The 20,992-nt window shown below is 63.6% G+C and carries 24 protein-coding genes; 15 read left to right on the top strand and 9 right to left on the bottom strand.

Features of this window, described 5'->3' with window-relative positions; translation table 11 throughout:
- The first annotated feature begins 37 nt into the window (after window positions 1–37).
- The 8 genes from secD (at window position 38) to RAZWK3B_RS07200 (ending at window position 6,561) form a co-directional block, all read left to right on the top strand.
- Window positions 38–2,671 (top strand): protein translocase subunit SecD, encoded by a 2,634-nt coding sequence (gene secD, locus RAZWK3B_RS07235; RefSeq protein ID WP_007813651.1) that lies wholly within the window; start codon window positions 38–40, stop codon window positions 2,669–2,671.
- Window positions 2,664–3,416 (top strand): sulfite exporter TauE/SafE family protein, encoded by a 753-nt coding sequence (locus tag RAZWK3B_RS07230; protein WP_007813649.1) that lies wholly within the window; start codon window positions 2,664–2,666, stop codon window positions 3,414–3,416. Before secD ends, RAZWK3B_RS07230 begins: the two co-directional genes overlap by 8 nt.
- 13 nt (window positions 3,417–3,429) lie before the next feature.
- Window positions 3,430–3,783 carry an Mth938-like domain-containing protein gene (locus RAZWK3B_RS07225; protein ID WP_007813647.1) on the top strand — a complete coding sequence of 118 codons (354 nt, stop codon included), beginning with the start codon at window positions 3,430–3,432 and terminating at the stop codon, window positions 3,781–3,783.
- Window positions 3,784–3,849: 66 nt separating this feature from the next.
- Entirely contained in the window at window positions 3,850–4,467 is a 618-nt protein-coding gene (gene ccmA / locus RAZWK3B_RS07220; protein ID WP_007813644.1) for a heme ABC exporter ATP-binding protein CcmA, read from the top strand.
- On the top strand, window positions 4,464–5,120 hold the full coding sequence (gene ccmB, locus RAZWK3B_RS07215; protein ID WP_007813642.1) for a heme exporter protein CcmB: 657 nt from the start codon (window positions 4,464–4,466) through the stop codon (window positions 5,118–5,120). The genes ccmA and ccmB overlap by 4 nt, the downstream gene beginning before the upstream one ends.
- Window positions 5,121–5,136: 16 nt before the next feature.
- Window positions 5,137–5,874 (top strand): heme ABC transporter permease, encoded by a 738-nt coding sequence (locus RAZWK3B_RS07210; protein ID WP_007813640.1) that lies wholly within the window; start codon window positions 5,137–5,139, stop codon window positions 5,872–5,874.
- Entirely contained in the window at window positions 5,871–6,029 is a 159-nt protein-coding gene (gene ccmD / locus RAZWK3B_RS07205) for a heme exporter protein CcmD (protein ID WP_007813638.1), read from the top strand. The genes RAZWK3B_RS07210 and ccmD overlap by 4 nt, the downstream gene beginning before the upstream one ends.
- Entirely contained in the window at window positions 6,022–6,561 is a 540-nt protein-coding gene (locus RAZWK3B_RS07200) for a DsbE family thiol:disulfide interchange protein (protein WP_157132188.1), read from the top strand. Before ccmD ends, RAZWK3B_RS07200 begins: the two co-directional genes overlap by 8 nt.
- Window positions 6,562–6,750: 189 nt before the next feature.
- On the opposite strand, the gene acnA is transcribed toward RAZWK3B_RS07200, so the two are convergent.
- Window positions 6,751–9,504 (bottom strand): aconitate hydratase AcnA, encoded by a 2,754-nt coding sequence (gene acnA / locus RAZWK3B_RS07195; RefSeq protein WP_007813635.1) that lies wholly within the window; start codon window positions 9,502–9,504, stop codon window positions 6,751–6,753.
- A 221-nt stretch (window positions 9,505–9,725) separates the two neighbouring features.
- Here acnA and RAZWK3B_RS07190 point away from each other — a divergent pair, with 221 nt between their 5' ends.
- The 5 genes from RAZWK3B_RS07190 (at window position 9,726) to hemF (ending at window position 13,738) form a co-directional block, all read left to right on the top strand.
- Window positions 9,726–10,436: a DUF1223 domain-containing protein gene (locus RAZWK3B_RS07190; RefSeq protein WP_007813633.1), complete on the top strand. Its 711-nt coding sequence runs from the start codon at window positions 9,726–9,728 to the stop codon at window positions 10,434–10,436.
- A gap of 207 nt (window positions 10,437–10,643) precedes the next feature.
- Window positions 10,644–10,967: an ATP-dependent Clp protease adapter ClpS gene (gene clpS / locus RAZWK3B_RS07185; RefSeq protein ID WP_007813631.1), complete on the top strand. Its 324-nt coding sequence runs from the start codon at window positions 10,644–10,646 to the stop codon at window positions 10,965–10,967.
- 10 nt (window positions 10,968–10,977) lie between these two features.
- Complete coding sequence (locus RAZWK3B_RS07180; protein ID WP_037295327.1) at window positions 10,978–11,973, top strand: class I SAM-dependent methyltransferase; 996 nt, start codon at window positions 10,978–10,980, stop codon at window positions 11,971–11,973.
- Between the two features lie 45 nt (window positions 11,974–12,018).
- On the top strand, window positions 12,019–12,819 hold the full coding sequence (locus RAZWK3B_RS07175; protein ID WP_007813626.1) for an SDR family NAD(P)-dependent oxidoreductase: 801 nt from the start codon (window positions 12,019–12,021) through the stop codon (window positions 12,817–12,819).
- 28 nt (window positions 12,820–12,847) lie between these two features.
- The gene (hemF, locus tag RAZWK3B_RS07170) at window positions 12,848–13,738 is read left to right on the top strand and encodes an oxygen-dependent coproporphyrinogen oxidase (protein ID WP_007813624.1); all 891 of its coding nucleotides are present in this window, start codon (window positions 12,848–12,850) and stop codon (window positions 13,736–13,738) included.
- An 87-nt stretch (window positions 13,739–13,825) separates the two neighbouring features.
- On the opposite strand, the gene RAZWK3B_RS07165 is transcribed toward hemF, so the two are convergent.
- The 8 genes from RAZWK3B_RS07165 to purB all read right to left on the bottom strand — a co-directional run bounded on the left by RAZWK3B_RS07165 (window position 13,826) and on the right by purB (window position 19,616).
- Entirely contained in the window at window positions 13,826–14,788 is a 963-nt protein-coding gene (locus RAZWK3B_RS07165; protein WP_007813621.1) for a lysophospholipid acyltransferase family protein, read from the bottom strand.
- A gap of 67 nt (window positions 14,789–14,855) precedes the next feature.
- Window positions 14,856–15,521 (bottom strand): nitrile hydratase subunit alpha, encoded by a 666-nt coding sequence (nthA, locus tag RAZWK3B_RS07160; protein WP_007813619.1) that lies wholly within the window; start codon window positions 15,519–15,521, stop codon window positions 14,856–14,858.
- Window positions 15,522–15,525: 4 nt separating this feature from the next.
- On the bottom strand, window positions 15,526–15,789 hold the full coding sequence (locus RAZWK3B_RS21800; protein WP_007813618.1) for an SH3-like domain-containing protein: 264 nt from the start codon (window positions 15,787–15,789) through the stop codon (window positions 15,526–15,528).
- Window positions 15,782–16,147, bottom strand: coding sequence for an SH3-like domain-containing protein (locus RAZWK3B_RS21795; RefSeq protein ID WP_286131800.1), 366 nt, complete (start codon window positions 16,145–16,147; stop codon window positions 15,782–15,784). The genes RAZWK3B_RS21800 and RAZWK3B_RS21795 overlap by 8 nt, the downstream gene beginning before the upstream one ends.
- A gap of 49 nt (window positions 16,148–16,196) precedes the next feature.
- Window positions 16,197–16,718 carry a CIA30 family protein gene (locus RAZWK3B_RS07145; protein WP_037295325.1) on the bottom strand — a complete coding sequence of 174 codons (522 nt, stop codon included), beginning with the start codon at window positions 16,716–16,718 and terminating at the stop codon, window positions 16,197–16,199.
- 55 nt (window positions 16,719–16,773) lie between these two features.
- Window positions 16,774–17,859, bottom strand: a complete 1,086-nt coding sequence (locus RAZWK3B_RS07140; protein ID WP_007813612.1) for a flagellar motor switch protein FliG — start codon at window positions 17,857–17,859, stop codon at window positions 16,774–16,776.
- A 149-nt stretch (window positions 17,860–18,008) separates the two neighbouring features.
- The gene (locus tag RAZWK3B_RS21415; protein ID WP_007813611.1) at window positions 18,009–18,170 is read right to left on the bottom strand and encodes a hypothetical protein; all 162 of its coding nucleotides are present in this window, start codon (window positions 18,168–18,170) and stop codon (window positions 18,009–18,011) included.
- Between the two features lie 138 nt (window positions 18,171–18,308).
- Window positions 18,309–19,616 (bottom strand): adenylosuccinate lyase, encoded by a 1,308-nt coding sequence (gene purB / locus RAZWK3B_RS07135; protein WP_007813610.1) that lies wholly within the window; start codon window positions 19,614–19,616, stop codon window positions 18,309–18,311.
- 70 nt (window positions 19,617–19,686) lie between these two features.
- Here purB and RAZWK3B_RS07130 point away from each other — a divergent pair, with 70 nt between their 5' ends.
- On the top strand, window positions 19,687–20,151 hold the full coding sequence (locus tag RAZWK3B_RS07130; RefSeq protein WP_007813609.1) for a DUF6314 family protein: 465 nt from the start codon (window positions 19,687–19,689) through the stop codon (window positions 20,149–20,151).
- Window positions 20,152–20,236: 85 nt separating this feature from the next.
- On the top strand, window positions 20,237–20,986 hold the full coding sequence (locus RAZWK3B_RS07125; protein WP_007813608.1) for a heme-dependent oxidative N-demethylase family protein: 750 nt from the start codon (window positions 20,237–20,239) through the stop codon (window positions 20,984–20,986).
- Window positions 20,987–20,992 lie beyond the last annotated feature (6 nt).

Raw genomic sequence — 20,992 nt, 5'->3', positions numbered from 1 at the left:
TCAAGACCACCCTGCAACCTTCTGAAAAGGCGGGATAATGCTGCAAATCGATCTGTGGAAACGCGCGGTGATATGGGCTTTGGTGGCCCTTGGTTTGCTGCTGGCCCTTCCCAATGCCTTCTACAGCAGGGTGGAGACGCATAACGACGCGGTCAAGGCGATCGAAGCAGGGTCACCGACCCCGCAACTTGTTGAAGATGCAGGGCTTTGGCCCGATTTTCTACCCTCTGGGCTGGTCAATCTGGGGCTGGACCTGAGAGGCGGCGCGCATTTGCTGGCTGAAGTGCAGGTGGCGGATGTCTACCAGTCGCGCATCGAAAGCATGTGGCCGGAAATCCGGGACCTGCTGCGCGAAGAACGCGACCGCGTGGGGCCGATCCGGCTGCAGCCGACGCAGGCGGCCGAACTGCGGGTGCGTCTGATGGACCGGCCCGACGAGGTCGAGTATGCTGCGGGACTGGTGCGAGGGCTGGCGCGGCCGGTCACCAGCCTGACCGGCGCGGGGGCCTCGGATATCGAGGTCAGCACCGAGGGCGATGAGATTGTCGTGCGCCTGAGCGAGGCGGAACAGCGTGCCACGGATGACAGGACCGTTCGCCAAGCCCTTGAAATCATTCGCCGTCGTATCGACGAAGTGGGCCCGCGTGAGCCGACGATCCAGCGGCAGGGCGCGGACAGGATCCTGATCCAGGTGCCGGGCGTCGGGAGCGCTGCGGAACTCAAGGAGATCATCGGAACGACCGCGCAGTTGACCTTCCAGCCGGTGGTCAGCCGCACGCAGAACGCCGATGACACCCTCGGTGCCGGCAACGAAATCCTGCCCTCGATGGATCAGGAGGGGACGTTCTACATCCTTGAACGGGCCCCGGTGGTCACGGGCGATGAGCTTGTCGATGCCCAGCCTGATTTCGATCAGAACGGTCGTCCCGCCGTGTCCTTCCGCTTCGATCCGACGGGGGCGCGGAAATTCGGCGACTACACCGCCGAGAATATCGGCAGCCCCTTTGCCATCGTGCTGGATGGTGAGGTGATCAGCGCGCCGGTCATCCAAAGCCATATTCCCGGCGGATCCGGCATCATCACGGGCAATTTCACGGTCGAGGAGAGCACCAGTCTTGCGGTTCTCCTGCGTGCGGGCGCCTTGCCGGCGGGGCTGGAATTCCTCGAAGAACGGACCATCGGTCCGGAACTGGGCGCAGACAGTATCGAGGCAGGGCAGATTGCCTGTATCGTGGCCTTTGTCATGGTGCTTGTGTTCATGTTCATGGCCTATGGCACATTCGGGATTTTCGCCAATATCGCGCTGATTATCAATGTTGGCCTGATTTTCGGTCTTCTGAGCTTGATCGGTGCCACGCTGACGCTGCCGGGCATTGCCGGGATCGTGCTCACCATCGGTATGGCGGTCGATGCCAACGTGCTGGTGTTCGAGCGTATCCGCGAGGAAATGAAATCCGCCAAGGGCCCGGCGCGGGCCATTGAACTGGGTTATGAAAAGGCGCTGAGTGCAATCACCGACGCCAACATCACCACCTTCATCACGGCGCTGATCCTTTATGCGATGGGGTCCGGACCGGTGCGTGGGTTTGCCATCACGCTTGGTCTGGGGATCATCACGTCGGTCTTTACCGCGCTCTTCGTGACGCGTCTGATCGTGATCATCTGGTTCGAGCGCAAGCGCCCCAAATCGGTGCTGCAAGGCCGCTCTATCCGGCTTGTGCCGCAAATCACCAACTGGGATTTCTTCAAACGCTGGCGTTTGTCGCTTGGCCTCTCGGCCGTTCTCATCGTGATCGCAGGGGGGTCTTTCCTGCTGCAGGGGCTCAATTACGGGATCGACTTCCGAGGGGGCACCACGATCCGCACCGAGGCGCCGCAACCCGTGGATATAGGCCTGTACCGGGATGCGATTCAGCCGCTGCAACTGGGCGATGTGAGCATCACGGAAGTCTTCGATCCGACTTTCGCAGAGGATCAGAACGTGGCCATGATCCGCGTGCAGGCGCAGGAAGGCGAAGAGGCCGTGTCCTCCGATGTCATCGCCCAGGTGGAGACCGCGCTGCAGGCCGTGTCGCCGGATCTCAAATTCACGTCGGTGGAAAGCGTCGGCCCCAAAGTCTCGGGAGAGCTGATAACGACGGCCATGATCGCCGTCGCCCTCGCGATCGGAGCGGTGCTGATCTATATCTGGCTGCGGTTCGAATGGCAGTTTGCCCTTGGGGCAGTGATCGCGCTCGTGCATGACGTTGTGCTGACCATCGGTATCTTCTCCGAGCTTCAGATCCAGTTCGATCTGGCGATCATCGCGGCGCTGCTGACCATCGTGGGCTATTCGTTGAACGATACGGTCGTGGTCTTCGATCGGGTGCGCGAAAACCTTCGGAAATACAAGAAAAAGCCTCTCGCGGAGGTGCTGAACATTTCTATCAACGAGACACTGAGCCGTACGTTGATTACCTCGGTGACCACGCTTCTTGCGTTGATCGCCCTGTTCATTCTGGGTGGCGATGTGATCCGTGGTTTCGTCTTCGCGATGATCTGGGGCGTGATCGTGGGCACTTATTCGTCGGTTTTCGTGGCCAGCACGATGTTGCTCTGGCTGGGGGTCAAGCGCGATTGGTCCAAGCCGGACGCCAATCAGGGCAATCAGTTCGCCAACGTGGATGCCTGATGCGCTGGCCCAGGTCTGGGCCACGCCGGGCATTCTGTGGCTTGCGCTGACCATCGGGGCCGCGGGGCTTGTGCGCGGCTTCACCGGGTTCGGCACGGCACTGATCTTTGTGCCGGTGGCGGGTATCTTCCTGCCGCCCGCCACGGTAATCGGCGTCATCACCCTTACAGGCATCGCCAGCACCAGCGCATTGCTGCCCAAGGCCTGGGGGCAGGCCGACCGGCGCGAGGTGGGGGTTCTGGCGCTTGCGGCGCTGGTGACGGTTCCGGTGGGGCTGTGGCTGCTGACGAGGCTGGATACGTCCATGGTGCGCTGGATCGTGGCGATTGTCGCGGTCATCACTCTGACATCGCTGGTCTCGGGGTGGCGGTTTTCTGGCCGCATGTCCCGCCCCGGGCTGGCTGCAATCGGTGGCGTTGCCGGGGTGATCGGCGGGCTGACCGGACTGACAGGCCCGGCGGTCATCCTGTTTTATCTGGCCGGTCAGGCTGCGGTGGCATCGGTCAGGGCCAATACCATCCTGTTTCTTGCGGCGCTGGATGTGGTGATTGTGGCCAATCTTCTGTGGCAAGACAGCATCGCCTGGTCCACCCTTGTTCTGGCTCTGGTGCTGGCGGTGCCCTATTTCATCACCACGCTGATCGGGCAGTCGCTGTTTGACCCGCGTCACGAACAGCTTTACCGATGGGCCGCCTATGGGGTGATCGCGATTGCGGTCATCTCGGGATTGCCGATCTGGAATTGAGGGGGGAACGCCCATGCAGATGCACGAAGTCACCTTCAAGGATGCGACGCCGATCGCCGGCTATGGACCGGGGTTCTTTCGCGTCGGCGATGATGTCCTGCAGGGCGCGGTGCTGGTTACGTCCAGCCGCGCACAGGGCTGGGGCGGGTATGATGACGCAGCGCCCCTCCTGGCCCTCGCGGGCGATGTCGATGTGCTCTTTATCGGCACCGGGGCCGAGACGGCCCATATGCCGCGCGATTTGCGCAGCAAACTGGAAGAGGCGGGGCTTGGCGTCGAGGTGATGCATTCCGCCGCCGCCTGCCGGACATATAATGTCCTGTTGTCCGAGGGGCGGCGTGTGGCCGCGGCTCTTTTGCCGGTCTGAATTTTCCGGAGGCCGTTTGATGAAGGTCACTTTCCGTGGACCTTGCTTTGGGGTAGGGACAGGTTCATGGGATTGAATGTGTCCGACCTCACGATCGCCCGCGGTGGCATAAAGGTGCTCGAAGGCGTGGGCTTTACGCTCCGTGCCGGTAGCGCCATTGTTTTGCGTGGCCCCAACGGGATCGGCAAGACGACGCTCTTGCGCACCGTGGCCGGGCTGCAGCCGCCCGTGGATGGACGGATCGAGGCGGATCCCGAAAGCCTTGTCTATTCCGGGCATGCCGACGGGATAAAGGCCACGCTGACCGTTACCGAAAACCTGACCTTCTGGGCGCAGGTGTTTGGGCAGGTAGATATTACCAATGCAATCAAGGCGTTCCAGTTGGAGCGACTGGCATCACGTCCCGCAGGCGCCCTGTCGGCGGGGCAGAAACGCCGTCTGGGGCTGGCGCGGCTTCTGGTCACGGGGCGCCCGATCTGGGTGCTGGACGAGCCGACCGTGTCTCTGGATGTCGAGGCGGTGGGGATGTTCGCGACGGCGGTGCGCGCGCATCTGGCAACGGGGGGATCGGCGCTCATCGCCACGCATATCGATCTGGGTCTGCCCGAGGCCGAGCTGTTGGATGCCGGACAGTTCCGCGCCCGCGCTGCGGCGTTGGATAATTTCGACGAGGCATTTCTGTGATCGCGCTGCTCACAAGGGATTTGCGGCTGGCGATGCGGGCCGGGGGCGGCTTCGGGCTGGGGCTTGCGTTTTTCCTGATCGTGGTGACGCTTGTGCCTTTCGGTGTTGGCCCGCAGAGCGAGTTGCTGGCGCGGATCGCGGCGGGAATCCTGTGGTTGGGGGCGTTGCTGTCATGCCTGCTTTCGCTGGACAGGATCTTTGCGCTGGACTGGGAGGATGGCAGCCTTGATCTGCTGGCCACGTCCCCGCTGCCGATGGAGGCGATCGTCACCATCAAGGCTCTGGCGCATTGGCTGACCACCGGCTTGCCCCTGATCTTGGCGGCACCGCTTTTCGCGCTGCTTCTCAGCCTGCCCGAGGCGGGGTACAAACCCTTGATATTATCCCTTTTTCTCGGCACCCCCGCGCTTAGCGTGATTGGCACGTTCGGGGCGGCGCTGACTGTCGGGCTGAAACGGGGCGGGCTTTTGTTGAGCCTTCTTGTCTTGCCGCTTTATGTCCCCACATTGATCTTTGGCGCCGAGATGGCGCGCCGTGGGGTTGAGGGGCTGGACATCATGACGCCGCTTTTGATGCTGGCTGGCATCACCTGCGGCACCATCGCGCTTTTGCCTTTCGCCTCTGCTGCGGTATTGAAGGTCAACCTGCGCTGAGCAAATGGGAACGGGAATGAGCGGCAAATCACTTTGGGAATATGCAAATCCCAAGAAATTCATCCAGACGACGGATCGCGTCTTGCCATGGGTCGCGGTGCTGGCTGTGGTGTCCTTGGTGGGTGGGCTGATCTGGGGATTTTTCTTCACGCCGGATGACTTCCGGCAAGGCTCGACCGTAAAAATCATTTATCTTCATGTGCCTAGCGCCCTTATGGCGATCAATGCATGGCTGATGATGCTCGTGGCGTCGCTGATCTGGATCGTGCGGCGGCATCATGTCAGTGCTTTGGCGGCGCGGGCGGCGGCGCCGGTGGGGGCGGTTATGACGGTGATTGCGCTGGCCACGGGGGCGATCTGGGGCCAGCCGATGTGGGGCACCTGGTGGGCGTGGGATCCGCGACTGACCAGCTTCCTCATCCTTTTTCTCTTTTATCTCGGGTACATAGCCCTGTGGGAGGCGATCGAGAATGACGACACGGCGGCGGATCTGACCTCGATCCTGTGTCTGGTGGGGTCGGTTTTTGCGCTTCTGAGCCGCTATGCGGTGAATTTCTGGAACCAAGGATTGCATCAGGGGGCGTCGCTGAGCCTTGATAAGGAAGAGAATGTGGCGGATGTTTTCTGGTATCCGCTGCTGGTCTGTATCGCCGGATTTGTGTTTCTTTTCATAGCCTTGGTCTTTCTTCGGACGCAGACAGAAATTCGGGCGCGGCGCACCCGCGCGCTGTTGGCGAGGGAGCGGATGGGATGATGCCGGATCTTGGGAAATACGCGGATGCGGTTTTGTCGTCCTATGCGGTGTCGATCGTCTTTCTGGCGGCGATTGTCTGGCTCAGCATCTGGCGTGCGCGCAAGGTGAAGAAACAGCTGGAAGATATTGAAACGAAAGCAAAAAACAATGGCTAAAGTATCGCCTTTGATGATCCTGCCACCGGTGCTGTTCGCCGGTCTGGCGGCGCTGTTCTTTTTCGGGATGCAGCGGGAAAACCCCGATGCGCTGCCGTCGGCACTTGAGGGACGGCCTGCGCCCGCCGTCCAGGTGACACAATTGGCGGACAAAAATCCGTTTAAAGACAGCGACTTGCGCAGTGGTGATGTGAAGCTGGTCAACTACTGGGCCAGCTGGTGCGCGCCGTGCCGGGCGGAGCATCCGCATCTGGAGACTTTGGCCGATCAGGGGATCACGATTTACGGAGTCAATTACAAGGACAAGCCGGATAACGCTTTGAAATTCCTTGATGAATTGGGTGATCCGTATACGGCGCTTGGGGCCGATGCCAATGGGCGGATGGCGCTGGATTGGGGTCTTTATGGCGTGCCGGAAACCTATGTCATTGATGGCAAAGGACAAATCGTGCTGCGCTTTGCCGGGCCGATCACCGAAAAAGTGCTGGAAAGCACGATCCTGCCAGCCATCGAAGAGGCCCGGTCACGCTGAGGATTTGTGTAGGGTTCGTACGAAACCTACACGCGTTTGGGACGAAAGCCGGAGCCAATCCCGGGATTTGTGTCCATCCCGTACGCAAATGGCTTTTTCACCCCCGAGGCGCGCGCCTTTTCCCCGACAGCCAGACATGAAAAAGGGCGGCCTGAAGGCCGCCCCTGATCGTTGCATCCGAGCCTGAAATCAGGCGGCGGAGCGGGCGAGGTTGCGCAGCACGTAATGCAGCACACCGCCGTTTTCGACATATTCTTTTTCCACCGCGGTATCGATGCGCGACTTGAGCGTGATCTCTTTGGTCGTGCCGTCGCCATAGGTGATGGTGCAGGGCACTTCGGCCTGTGGTTTCATGTCGCCTTCGAGGCCGGTGATGTCGAAGCTCTCATCGCCCTTGAGGCCGAGGGACTTGCGGGTGTCGTCGCCGGTGAATTCGAACGGGATGACGCCCATGCCCACGAGGTTCGAGCGGTGGATGCGCTCGTAGCTTTCGGCGATCACGGCCTTGACGCCCAGAAGGCTGGTGCCCTTGGCGGCCCAGTCGCGGCTGGAGCCTGCGCCGTATTGTTCGCCCGCGACGATGACCAGCGGCACGTCCTTGTCCTGCCACGCCATCGCGGCGTCGAAGATCGAGGTCTGTGCGCCGTCCGGCCCGAGCGTGTAGCCGCCTTCTACGCCGTCCAGCATCTCGTTGCGGATGCGGATATTGGCGAAGGTGCCGCGCATCATCACTTCGTGATTGCCGCGCCGCGAGCCGTAGGAGTTGAATTCCCGCACCGGCACCTGACGTTCGGTGAGGTATTCGCCTGCGGGGGTTGTGGGCTTGAAGGAGCCTGCGGGCGAGATGTGGTCGGTGGTGACCATGTCGCCCAGAAGCGCCAGCATCCGCGCGCCCTTGATGTCCGAGATGGTCCCGGCCTCTTTGGCCATGCCACGGAAATAGGGCGGGTTCTGCACATAGGTGGATTGCGGGGGCCAGTCATAGGTCTCGCCCTCGGAGGTTTCGACCTCTTGCCACTTCTCGTCGCCCTTGAAGACGTCGGCATATTTCGACTGGAACGCTTCGCGGGTGACGGTGCGTTCGACGAGCTCGGCGATTTCGGCCTGTGTGGGCCAGATGTCTTTCATGTAGACATCGTTGCCGTCCTTGTCGGTGCCGATGGGGTCGTTGACCAGATCGACATTCATGTCGCCCGCGATGGCATAGACCACCACGAGCGGCGGGGAGGCCAGATAGTTGGCGCGCACATCGGGGGAAATGCGCCCCTCGAAGTTGCGGTTGCCCGAAAGGACCGAGGTGGCGATCAGGTCATTGTCGTTGATTGCCTTGGAAATCTCGTCCTGAAGAGGGCCTGAATTGCCGATGCAGGTGGTGCAGCCGTAGCCCACGAGGTTGAAGCCGATGGCGTCCAGATCCTCTTGCAGGCCGGCGGCTTCGAGATAGTGCGAGACCACCTGACTGCCGGGGGCGAGCGATGTCTTGACCCAAGGCTTGCGATCAAGGCCCAGGGCACGCGCCTTGCGGGCGACAAGCCCGGCGCCGATCATCACGTAAGGGTTCGAGGTGTTGGTGCAGGAGGTGATCGAGGCGATCACCACCGAGCCGTCACGCAGGGTGTAGTCCTGTCCCGGCACCTGAACCGTCTTGCGCGGGTCGATCAGCGCGTCGGGGGCGGGGCCTTCGCTGGCCATGGCGGTGGCGGCGGCGGTTTCATCCTCGCCACGGTATTCGGCGACCACGTCGAAGAATTTCGTGGCTGCCTGATCGAGCGAGACGTAATCCTGCGGGCGCTTGGGGCCGGAGATGGCCGGAACGATGGTGCCCATGTCGAGGCTGAGCGTGTCGGTATAGACCGGCGCATAGGAGGCGTCGCGCCAGAAGCCGTTTTCCTTGGCATAGGCTTCGACAAGCGCCACGCGGTCTTCGTCGCGGCCGGTGTTGCGCAGGTAGCGCAGGGTTTCGTCGTCGATCGGGAAGAAGCCGCAGGTGGCGCCGTATTCGGGGGCCATGTTGGCGATGGTCGCCCGATCCGCGAGGGGCAGGTTATCAAGGCCGGTGCCGTAGAATTCGACGAATTTGCCGACGACGCCCTTGGCGCGCAGCAGCTCGACCACCTTGAGCACCAGATCGGTGCCGGTGGTGCCTTCCATCATGGCGCCGGTCAGTTCGAAGCCGACAACCTCGGGGATGAGCATGGAGATCGGCTGACCGAGCATCGCGGCCTCGGCTTCGATCCCGCCGACACCCCAGCCCAAAACGGCTGCGCCGTTGACCATGGTGGTGTGGCTGTCGGTGCCCACGAGCGTGTCGGGATAGGCGACTTGGTCGCCATTCTGATCCACGTCGGTCCAGACGGTCTGGGCCAGGTATTCGAGGTTCACCTGATGGCAGATGCCGGTGCCGGGGGGCACGACGCGGAAATTGTCGAACGCGCCCTGACCCCATTTGAGGAACTGGTAGCGCTCCATGTTGCGTTCGTATTCGCGGTCCACGTTCATCTGGAAGGCGCGGGGATTGCCGAATTCGTCGATCATCACCGAGTGGTCGATCACCAGATCGACGGGGTTGAGCGGGTTGATCTGCTGGGGATCGCCGCCGAGCGCCTTGATCCCGTCACGCATCGCGGCGAGGTCCACGACGGCGGGAACGCCGGTGAAATCCTGCATCAGCACGCGGGCCGGGCGGTAGGCCAGTTCGCGGTTGCCCTTGCCGCCATTGTTGGCCCAGTCGGAGAAGGCCTTGATATCGTCGGTCGAGACGGTCTTGCCATCCTCGAAGCGCAGCATGTTTTCGAGCACCACGCGCAGCGACGCGGGCAGGCGGGAGAAATCGCCGAGTCCGGCGGCTTCGGCCGCCTTGATGGAATAATAGGCATAGGACTTGCCGTTCACGCGGAGTGTCTGGCGTGTCTTGGCGGTGTCGTGTCCGACGGTGATGGGCATTTGGCCTTCCTTTCACTCTCAAGGCAGGAATTCGCTGGCTCGCTTCTGACCCATTTGCACAGAGCGATCAAGGGGTCTGGAGCAATTTGTATACTGTTGTGCACAAAAAAATGCGAAAGTCACGCTTCACTTGTGTCTCTCGAAACCTTGATTGGTCATTACAGGTTGGACTAGGTACAGGTGATCAGCGATATCCCGCCAACAGCACATGGATTCCCCCCATGATCCGATCCGTTCTCAGCCTCATCCTGATCGCCGTGACGGCGTTCGTCGCGCCCGCTGCGCATGCGGGCGAGGAGCGGCGCGTGGTGGTGGAGTTGTTCACCTCGCAGGGCTGTTCGGCCTGTCCGCCGGCGGATGAGCTGATGCGGGAACTGGCCAAGCGCGGCGATGTGGTGGCCTTGGCGCTGCATGTGGATTACTGGGATTACATCGGCTGGAAGGACAGTTTCGCAAATCCGGCCTTCACCGCGCGGCAGAAAGCCTATGCCAAGGCGCAGGGCAATCCGATGGTCTATACGCCGCAGATGATCGTGAGCGGGCGCGATCAGGTCATGGGCACCAAGGAAATGAAGGTGGTCGATCTGATTGCCGCGCATCGCGCCATGCCTGCACAGGTGGTGCTGGTCGCGACGCGCGAGGCGGGCATGCTGCGGATTTCGGCGCAGGCGCCGGATGCATCGCTGGAAGGGCCGCTTGTGGTGCATGTGGTGCGCTATCGCCCCATGGATGTGGTCGAGGTGCGCCGCGGCGAGAATGCGGGAAAGATGCTGGAATATTCCAATATCGTGACCGACTGGCAGGTGGCCGGAGAATGGGACCCTGCCGAGCGTCTGGCGCTGCAGATGCCGGTCGAAGGCGATGCCCCGGTCGTTGTCATGGTGCAGCGCGGCGGGCATGGCCCGATCCTTGCAGTGGCCGAGCTGAAGTAACGCGCGGCGCCGCGCGATCCCGCCTTGCGGCGCGCAGGCGCGTGCCATAGGGATCGGACAAGCGCAGATGAACGCAGATGAACGCAGATGAACGCAAGACTGTCGTTCACGGCCCCTTTTCTCGGGCGCCACACAGGTTATATTGCGGGGTCACGGGATGCCACGTCACAAACCGCAAAGAAGATCATGAACGAGCACAGAGTATGGATGACCGGCGACGATGAGAATGGCGACGAGGGGGATACCTCGGTCGTTGTCAAGACGCGCGCCAAGACCAAGCGACCGCCGCTCTACAAGGTTCTTTTGTTGAATGACGACTACACCCCGATGGAATTCGTGGTCGCGGTGCTGGAGCGGTTCTTCGGCATGAACCACGCGCAGGCCTTCGAGGTGATGCTGACGGTGCACAAGAAGGGGGTCGCCGTTGTGGGCGTGTTCAGCCACGAGATCGCCGAGACCAAGGTGGCGCAAGTGATGGATTTCGCTCGCCGTCATCAGCATCCGCTGCAATGCACCATGGAAAAAGAATAACGTGGCAGGTCTGCAATCGCGCCTGGCACTGGCCTTGGAGGCCGGAGATGTCGCCCTGCCGGACGCGGGCCGGATCGCGGTGTTCGGTCCACGCGCGGATCACGACCTCTCGGCGGTGCCCGGCGAGCGCTGTGACATCCTGACAGGGTTCCGGCCCGATCATGACCATTTCGCCGCACAAGGCTATCGCTGCGCGGTGACGCCCGAGGGGCGCTATGGCGCGGCGGTGGTGTTTGTGCCGCGCGCCAAGGCGCTGGCCCGCGCGCTGGTGGCGCAGGCGGTGGCGGTGACCGATGGCGTGGTCATCGTGGACGGGGTAAAGACCGACGGGGTCGAATCCATTCTCAAAGAGTGCCGCAAGCGGATGGCGGTCTCGGCGCCGCTGTCCAAGGCGCATGGCAAGCTGTTCTGGCTCCAAGCGGGGCCGGGGCTGGAGGATTGGGCAGAGACCGGACCGCAGACCATCGAGGGCGGGTACGTTACCGCGCCGGGGGTGTTTTCGGCGGATGGGATCGATCCGGCCTCGCGGTTTCTGGCGGATCACCTGCCTGCGAAGCTGGGCAAGTCGATTGCCGATCTGGGGGGCGGCTGGGGCTATCTGAGTGCGCGCCTGTTGGAACGGGCCGATATCCGGGTGCTGCATCTGGTGGAGGCCGATCACGCCGCGCTGGACTGTGCGCGGCGCAATATCGCGGATGCGCGCGCGGTGCTGCATTGGGAGGACGCGACCCGCTGGCGGCCCGAGACGGCACTGGATGCGGTGGTCACCAACCCGCCGTTTCACGCAGGGCGCGCCGCCGACCCCGATCTGGGCCGCGCCTTCATCGCGGCGGCGGCGGCGATGCTCAAGCCCGGGGGGCAATTATGGCTGGTGGCCAATCGCCATTTGCCCTACGAGACCGCGATGGCAAGGCATTTCGCCCGTGTCGAGGAAATCGCCGGCGATGCGCGGTTCAAGATCCTGCATGGGAAAGGGCCGAAAGGGTCGTCTCGCAAAGGGGCGTGATGTGGCCTAAATTGGCCGGGCAGAATCATCAGGGAAGGTCTGCAGATGTCTTTTTCCATCTCCGGCAAGACCGCCATCGTGACCGGCGGCGCCAACGGGATCGGGCTGGCGATCGGTCGGCATTTCGCGGACAAGGGCGCCAATGTGATGTTCGCCGATATCGACGAGGCGCATCTCATCAAGGAACTGGGCGAGAATGACGAGGACAGCAATATCCGCTATTTCGCCGGTGATCTGCGCGAGAGGCTGACGCTGGCCAATCTTTTGTCGGCCACGATAGATGCCTTCGATCAGGTGGATATTCTCATCAACGCCTCGCGGCAGATCATGCCCTCGGATGCGCTGGACCCCGATGACGAGGCGATCGAGGTGCTGTTGCAGCAAAACCTGATGATCTCGCTTCGGCTGAGCCAGATGGTCGCCAAGCGCATGATAAAGCAGGCCGAAGGGCAGGACGAGGGCGTGGCGGGCACGATCGTCAACCTGTCGTCGATTGCCGCGCGGCGCACGCATCCCAATTTGCTGGCCTATTCGGTGTCGACCGCGGCGCTGGATCAGATGACGCGCAGTCTGGCGGTGGCGCTGGCGCCGCACCGCATCCGGGTCAATGCGGTGGCCTTCGGATCGGTGATGAGCGCCTCGCTGCAGGACACGTTGCGGGACAATCGCGATTATCGCGCGGATATCGAGGATCACACGCCGCTTGGGCGCATCGCGGCGCCGACGGAGCTTGCCGAGACGGTGCAATATCTGGCAAGCGACGGGTCATGTTTCATGACCGGGCAGATCATGACGGTGGATGGCGGGCGCTGCCTGCTGGACCCGGTGGCGGCGCCGGCGCATTGAGATCAGGGACAGAGCGGGAGGAACGGGGATGAGTGGCGAGATGCTGGAGGAAAAACAGCGCGCGGCGGCATGGTTTCGCCAGCTGCGCGACGAGATCGTGGCGGCCTTCGAGGGGCTGGAGGACAGCCACGCGACCGGTCCGATGAGCGACGCGCCGGCGGCGCGCTTCGAGGTGACCGAGACCAAGCGCAGCAGCGACGATGGATCGGATGCGGGCGGCGGGCTGATGAGCGTGATGCGCGGCGGCCGGGTGTTCGAGAAGGTGGGCGTGAACGTCTCGGAGGTTTATGGCAGCCTTGGTGCGGCGGCCCAGCAGGCGATGGCCGCGCGCGGCGTGCCGGGGATGGAGAGCGATCCGAGGTTCTGGGCCAGCGGCATCAGCCTTGTGGCGCATATGCAGAACCCGCATTGCCCGGCGGTGCATATGAACACGCGGATGTTCTGGACGCCGGGTGCGTGGTGGTTCGGTGGCGGCTCCGACCTGAACCCCTGTCTGGAATATGACGAGGACACGGCGCATTTCCATGCGACGCAAAAGGCCCATCTGGACCCGCATGACGAGGCGCTTTACCCCGCGCTCAAGGCCTGGGCGGACGAGTATTTCTATGTGCCGCATCGCAACCGGGCGCGTGGTGTCGGCGGCATCTTCATGGATGACCGCAACACCGGCGACTGGGAGGCGGATTTCGCGCTGACGCAGGATATCGGGCGGGCCTTCCTGCCGGCCTATGTGCCGTTGGTGGAACAGCGCCGGGTGCAGGACTGGAGCGAGGCCGATAAGGACGCGCAGCTTGTGCATCGCGGGCTCTATGCGGAATACAACCTGGTCTATGACAGGGGCACCAAGTTCGGGCTGGCCACGGGGCATGACGCGAATGCGGTGTTGATGAGCCTGCCGCCCTTGGCGAAGTGGACCTGAGCACGGGCTTGTCGGATCTGACAGGCAGGGCTTGTCAGCCCTGACGGGCTGGCGCGCGGGCGGGAGGCTCCAGGTTCTGGTTCAGGCTCAGGGTTGGTCGCGGCCTTGCTGGCGTTCGAGCTGTTTGGCGGCCCGATCGGCCAGCGGGCCGGTGCCGTTTTTCCAGCGGCGGTGAATCCAGAACCACTGATCCATGTTCTGGCGGACCTGCGCCTCGAGCCGGTCATTGACCTCTTGGGTCATGGTCACGGCGTCGGTGGCGCGGATCGGCTCTTCGACGATGACCCGGAAACTCAGCCCGTCGGGATTGCGGATCGCCCAGACCGGCACCAGCGGCGCGTCGAATTTCAGGGCAAGCTCGGCGGTGGCCAGCGAGGAGAGGGCGGGCTTGCCGAAAAAGCTGAGCGGGACACCGTCCAGCGCGTTGAGATCGGTCAGGATCGCCAGAACCCCGCCGGAGCGCAGATGCTGCACCATCTGGCGCATGCCGCCGCGGCCCTGCTGGAACATCGGCGTGCTGAGCATTTCCATGCACTGCGTGTAGCGCCGGTTGTAGAAGGCATTGGCCATGGGGCGGTAGAAGATCCCCATGTCGAAGCCCTGCGCCACCAGCGCCACGCGGGCCGCGTGAAAATTGCCGAAATGCCCGGTCACGAAGATCACGGGGCGGCCTTCGGCGCGGGCGGCGCGGATCGCCGCAAGGCCGGGGCCTTCGAGGGAAATGTCGCGGGTGCGGGCGATGAATTCGGGCGTGGAATGCAGCTCGACCATGTTGCGCCCGGCATTGTCGGCCACGGCGCGGGCGAGGCGCTTGACCTCGGCCTCGGGAAGGTCGGGCAGCACATGGTCGAGATTTTCGCGCACCCGTCGGTCATAGCCCGCAATGGGCGCGATGATCCTGGAGGTCACCCAGCCCATCACCGGCACGCGCCAGCGATAGGGCAGCACCCGGGCCAGGGCGATGGGCGCGTAGATCGCGAGGCCAAGCCCGGTGTCGCGCCAGCGGCTGACAAGGGACGGGGGAGGGGGCGTATCTGTCATCGGGTCCATGTGCACGGCAAGTCCTCGGGCCGCAGACATATGCCGAGTGCCCCGCAATCACAAGGCGCTCGGGCGGTCAGGGTGTACGCGGCAGGCCGGTGCCGATCATCGAATCGCGGGTGACGAGGGCGGCGAGGGCGTCCTCGTCCAGCCCGTCCGTGCCCGAGGGGCGCGCGGGCAGCACGATATAGCGCATGTCGGCGGTGCTGTCATGCACGCGGATGGTGGTGCTGTCGGGCAGGTCGAGGCCAAATTCGCGCAGCACGGCGCGCGGCTCGCGCACGGCGCGCGAGCGGTATTCGCGGGTCTTATACCAGTCGGGCGGCAGGCCCAGAAGGTTGCGCGGATAGCATGAACACAGCGTGCAGACGATGAGGTTATGCACGTCGGTGGTGTTTTCGACGGCGATCAGGTGCAGCGGGCCGATATCGAAGCCCATCTCGCGGCTGGCGGCGCCGGCATCGGCCAGAAGGCGCGCGCGAAAGTCCGGATCGACCCATGCACGGGCCACGACGGCGGCGCCATTGGCGGGGCTGCGGGCATCCATCCTGTCGATCTGGGCCGAGACCTGATCGGCGGTCAGGTGACCCTTTTCGATCATCAACTCACGCACGGCGATTTCCATGCGCTGCCAATAGCTGAGCGGTGCGTCGTTGTCGGCGCGGTAGGGATGGCCCGAGGGGCTGAGCCCGCCGTGATCGTGATCGTGGGTATGGTCGTGGTCGTGATGGTCATGCGGCATCGCGTCAGACCCTTTCCAGCCAATGGGCGTAGATTTCGGCGTCGAGCGTATCGGAGGGGCGTTCGGCGGCGTCGCCCCAGATCTCGGACATGGTGAAGCGCACGCGGTAGAGCGGCTGTTCGGGGGCGGGCAGGCCATAGGCCAGTTGCTCGGGGTTGGGGAAGGGGCCGAGCGCGCGTTCGATCACGCCGGTCTTGCCGCGCAGGTAAGAGGGTGCGCGCACATGGCCCGGCGGCATCATTGCCTTGACGCGGACACGCTCAGCCATGGCTGGCCCCATCAGTGCCGGCCTCTTTCTGGGCGGCGGCATAGGTGGGGCCGCGCGCGGCGATCTCGTCCATGCGCTGGCCAAGCTCGGCCAGTGTATAGGCGCCGGTTTCAACCAGGTTCTGGTTGATGGCGGCAATCCACCGTTCGTAATAGCTCATGGTTTCGAAGGCCTCTTCGCCCATGTCCTCGAGCGCGCGGCGAAGACCGTCGACGGTGAAGAAACCCGCGCCTGAGCACAGCACCATCAGCGCATCGACGCGCTTTTCCCAAAGGGCGAAATCATGTTGATCGGCACAGATCGGGCCTGCGGATTGACCGCCCATGTCGTGCCAGCGTTTGCCAGTTGTATCGCTCATGAGCGGCAGCGTAAGCGCGGATGCGGGCGCTGTCCAGTGGCTGCTTGGGTCAGGGATAAAGCGCGATCCGGGCGATGGCGATATCGGCCCGAAACGCGCGCCCGATGGCGACGATGCCGATCCGGCGCAGCGTGGCGGGATCGAAGGGCGCATCGACGCGGTGGGGGGTGACATCCGAGAAGGGCAGGCGCAGCGTGCTCCATTGCGCAGGGGCGGTGAAGGCAAGGCGGTAGGATTGCCAGGGGCGGATCACATCGGCGGTGCGCAGATGCAGGTTGTAGCTTTGGTCATTGCCGAAAACATCAAGCTCGACCCCGGTGAAGGCGCGCGCATCGAGCGCAGAGCCATCAGGGCGCAGATCGAGCGCCATTTGCAGAAAGCCGCCGTTGTTTTCAAGGCTGACCGATCCGCTGAGGCGCAAGGCCATGCGCCCGGCCAGGGTGGTGCGGGTGAGGGTCCCGTCCGAGACGCCGCCCATCACGCGGTCCGACACCAGCTCCCATGTGGTGCCGAGCGGGGTGCGGGGTGCGGGGCAGGAGAGATCGTCGAGAACAAGGGGGTGCGCGGTCATGCCGGCAAGGTAGGGCCCGGGCGCGCCCCTGTCCATCTTCGGATCATCTGCGGTGTCAGGCGGTGGCATCCTCGTCGGTGTCGGAGGGTTTGATAAGGGTCAGCTCGCCCGCCGCCTCGAGCCGGCGGATGGCGTTGATGACCTGGGTCATCGCGGCTTCGGCATCGCGGGGTTTGACGCTGCCCAATTCCTCGATCTCGTCGCGCAGGGCGTCAGCCATGCGTTTGGACATGTTGTCGAGGATGAAATCCGCGACGCCCGAGAGATCGGCGGCCATATCGCCCTTGAGCGCGCCCGAAAGGGCGGTGACCAGCAGTTTCTGATCCACCTCGCGGGTGACGCGGGGGATATCCATCGGGGCGACCCGTTCGGGGATATGCACGAAGGTGAAGATCGCCTTGCGCACCAGCCGGGCGAAATCCTGATCGGTTTCGTCCAGCCCGGTCAGCAGGTTGTCGCGCGTGGCGGCGGCCGAGACGTTGAGGATCGCGCCGACCCGTTCCACCGGCCCGTCATCGAAGGCGGTTTCTGGCACGTCATGCAGTTGCGCGGCCAGCGCAAGGCCGATCCGGTCCACGGCGGCGGGCGTCACGGCGCCGGTGCGCGACACGGCACAGGTGATGCGACGGGCCTGATCGCCGGGCAGGCGCCCCAAGAGATCGGCGGCGCGTTCGACATCGAGTTTCGACAGCATGACGGCGGCCACCTCGGTGCTTTCGCGGGCGAGAATGGCCAGCAGATCATCGGGGCTGGCGGCGCGGACCTGTTCCCAAGGGTCGCCGAATTGCCGCACGCCGGCTTCCTTTCTGAGGCGGGCGGCGGTTTGCGGGCTGATCCGGCCATCGAGCGCCGAGAGCGCCCCGGCCACGCCGCGCGGAAAGGTCAGGCCCATCGCCTCAAGCTCGGCCGCGAATTCGGCGACCACATCGGCGAGCGTGCTGCGGTCGACATAGCGCATGGTGCCCATCTGGGTGGTCAATGTGGCCTGCAGCGCATCGGGCAGATCGGTGAGCGGCACATCGGCGCCTTCATTGAGCAGGAATCGCACGATGATCGCGGCCTTCTGCGCCTTGGTCAGGCGCGCGGCGGCGGGCCGCGTCGCACGCGGCGGCGAGAGGCGCGCAAGCTGTGTCTGGGTCATCCGCCTGTCCCCGTTCAGGTCAATGGCTGAAGCCTAGACACAAGGGATGAAGAAAGGGCTAAGGCAGGCCGAATTCGAGGGAGGATGTGCTCAGATGACACGGGGCGCCGCAGGGCGCCCCGGACAGGTTCGGAACTGATGATTGCCGGTCAGCTTGTGGTCTGGGGCACGCAGGTTTTGGTTGCGCTGTCCCAGGTCGCGCCATCGGCGCAGGACATGGCCTGCTGCTCATGCTTGCCGCATCCGGCCTGTACGGACATGGCCGAGGCAAGCGTGAGGGCGGCGGTGGTCAGAACGATCTTCGCTTTCATCTTACATCTCTCCTGTTGCACTCAACCAGAGGATAGCACGGGTTTGCCGTTCGGCAAAATCCGGAATCGCGCCGGATGCGCCAAGAGCGGCCCAAGCGGGCCGCCCTGCCTGAAAATCGGGCAAACGGGATGGGATCGTCAGCTTTCGCCGAAGACGCGCGCGAAGATCGTGTCGACATGCTTGGTGTGGTATCCAAGGTCGAATTTCTCGTTGATCTCGTCCTCGGAGAGGGCGGCGCGCACCTCGTCGTCGGCCAGCAGTTCCTCGCGGAAATCGGTGCGGTGATCCCAGACCTTCATCGCGTTGCGCTGCACGAGGCGGTAGGCATCCTCGCGGCTGACACCGGCCTGGGTGAGCGCCAGAAGCACCCGCTGCGACATCACGAGGCCGGGGAATTTATTCATGTTGTCCAGCATGTTCTGCGGATAGACCAGCAGCTTGTCGATCACCGATGTCAGGCGGTGCAGGGCGAAATCCAGCGTGATCGTGGTGTCGGGGCCGATATTGCGCTCGACCGAGGAATGGGAGATGTCGCGCTCGTGCCAGAGGGCCACGTTTTCCATCGCGGGCACCACCGCCATGCGCACGAGCCGCGCCAGACCGGTGAGATTTTCGGTCAGGACGGGGTTTTTCTTGTGCGGCATCGCCGAGGAGCCTTTTTGCCCCATGGAAAAGAATTCCGCCGCTTCGAGCACTTCGGTGCGCTGCATGTGGCGAATCTCGGTGGCGACATTCTCGATCGACGAGGCGATGACGCCGAGCGTGGCGAAGAAGGCGGCGTGGCGGTCACGGGGGATCACTTGCGTCGAGATGGGTTCGGGCTCGAGCCCGAGCTTGGCGCAGACATGCTCTTCTACGCGGGGGTCGATATTGGCGAAGGTGCCGACCGCCCCCGAGATGGCGCCGGTGGCGATCTCGGCGCGGGCCTGTTGCAGGCGGCGCTTGTTGCGGTCCATCTCGGCGTAAAAGCGCGCGAAGGTCAGGCCCATGGTGGTGGGCTCGGCATGGATGCCGTGGCTTCGGCCGATGCGCACGGTATCCTTGTGCTCGAACGCGCGGCGCTTGAGGGCGGCCAGAAGCCCGTCCATATCGGCCAGCAGGATATCGGCGGCGCGGGTGAGCTGCACGTTGAAGCAGGTGTCGAGCACATCGGAGGAGGTCATGCCCTGATGGACGAAACGCGCCTCGTCGCTGCCGACATGTTCGGCTAGATGGGTCAGGAAGGCGATGACGTCATGCTTGGTTTCGGCCTCGATCTCGTCGATGCGGGCCACGTCCAAGTCCACGTCCTTGGCTTTCCACACCGCGTCGGCATTGGCACGGGGGATCACGCCCAGATCGGCCATGGCGTCGCAGGCATGGGCCTCGATCTCGAACCAGATCCGGAACTTGGTTTCGGGCGACCAGATGGCGACCATGTCGGGGCGGGAATAGCGGGGAATCATGTGACGGGCCTTTGCGTATCCTGTAACGGTTGGCGCGGGTTTAGACGGATGGGCGCCACGCGGCAAGCAGATGGCGGAGGATGGCAAGCGATTGATCGGGCAGATGACGGATCAAGCGCCGAAGGGCCGCGCGCGTAGGCTGGCCGATTTCGAGGGCCGCTGGCACATGACGCGCCATATCGTGCAGGCGGATGGGCCGGAGGCCCGGCTGGAGGGCATGGCCACATGGCGCGCGGTGCCCGAAGGGCTCTTGTGCGAGGAGGCGGGACGGCTGCAGATCGGTGACCAGCCGGCGGTCGAGGCGCGGCGCAGCTATCTGTGGCGCGACGATCTCACGGTGTGGTTCGAGGATGGGCGGTTCTTTCACCAGGTGCCGCTTTGGGGCGGCGAGACCGGGCATTGGTGCGATCCCGATCAGTATGACGGGTGTTACGCGTTCGACGCCTGGCCCGTCTGGCAGGTGGTCTGGCAGGTGAAAGGCCCGCGCAAGGATTACCGGATGCGCACCGAGTATCGCCGCGCAACGGGTGGCTAGAAAATTCGCGAATTTTCGTGGGGGGCGATTTTTCTGCGAAAAATCGGCTGGTCTTTTGGGGGGTGGTGTTTCTAAACATGCGGGCATGACAGGCATATTCCAGACCCGACTGCCCTATGATGCCATGGCACCGCGCCCCTTGCCGGGGATCCAGCCGCTTGATTCAGCGACATGGTTGCAGGTGGATGACGCCTTTGCCGCGCAGATGGCCGAGCGTGCGCGGCTGTTGCGCGAGCGGCGCGATGATGTGCTGGCCGTGCGCCCCGAGGGGCGCGCGGCGGTGGATGAGCTTTTGCAATATGTACTGGACTGGTTGGCAAAACATGGCGAGGGTTACAGTATTTCTGCAAAAGACGTGACGCGACCGGATGGCGCGCGGATCCCGCTGGACCGGTATGATCCGATGGGTACGCTGGGGCATCTGGTGCAGGAAGATCTGTGCCTGATGGAAAAGCGGGGCGATGAGCATGTGCTGACCGCGGCGGTGCTGTGTTTTCCGGCAAGCTGGCGGCTGGCGGACAAGATCGGCCGGGCGCTCACCGCCATCCACGTGCCGGTGCCGGAATATGACGAGGGTCTCGCGCGGCGGGTGCAGCGCCTGTTCGACGGGGTGCAGGTGGATCGGCCCTTGTGGCGGTTCAATGCGCTGCGCTATGCGCGGCCCGATCTGTTTCAGCCACGCTCGCGCATCGCGCCAAAGGATCTGGCCGAGGCGGATGCGCGCTATCCCTATCTGCGCTCGGAGCGGCAATGCGTGTTGCGCCTGCCCGAGACGCGGGCCTGCGTGTTCTCGATCCATACCTACATGCTGCAGGTTGGGGAGGAACCGGGCTGATCCGAG

Source organism: Roseobacter sp. AzwK-3b, from assembly GCF_000170875.1.
In the GTDB taxonomy this organism is placed as follows: Bacteria; Pseudomonadota; Alphaproteobacteria; order Rhodobacterales; family Rhodobacteraceae; genus Roseovarius; species Roseovarius litoreus.
This window is presented reverse-complemented; position numbering and strand designations above follow the sequence as displayed.